This window comes from Streptomyces beijiangensis (assembly GCF_017315755.1).
Taxonomy (GTDB): Bacteria; Actinomycetota; Actinomycetes; order Streptomycetales; family Streptomycetaceae; genus Streptomyces; species Streptomyces beijiangensis.
Genome location: NZ_JAFLRJ010001252.1, coordinates 1 through 330, shown reverse-complemented (window position 1 = coordinate 330; position 330 = coordinate 1). Strand labels below are relative to the sequence as shown.

Annotated in this window: 1 protein-coding gene; it reads left to right on the top strand. The window is 69.1% G+C overall.

What is annotated here, in order from left to right:
- Window positions 1-128: 128 nt before the first annotated feature.
- On the top strand, window positions 129-330 hold a 202-nt coding region (locus J0695_RS41385; protein WP_206969962.1), incomplete at its 3' end, for a hypothetical protein.

The window sequence follows — 330 nt, the reverse complement described above, 5'->3', positions numbered from 1 at the left end:
TGCGGGTCGGGTGCACGGAGGGGGGCTCAGGGCGGTATGGCGGACAGACAGGACGGGGGCGTCACAGTGCTGCGCGGGTGTCGAGCCGGTCTGCAGAGGACCGGTGCCGTATGAGGCATCGTCTGCAAGTGGTGCTTCAGATCCTGCTGGTGCTGGTCGCCTGTCTGCTCGGGATCGCAACCAACTACGCCACCAGCACGGACGACGCGCCCTGGGCGCTGGAGGTCATCCGGCGGGGGTCCGTGCCGGCCATCGGGCTGCTGATCGTCGCGATGGTGATCGGGCAGGTCGTCGTGTACCGGCTGGAGAATCCGGCGCCCGAGCAGACGG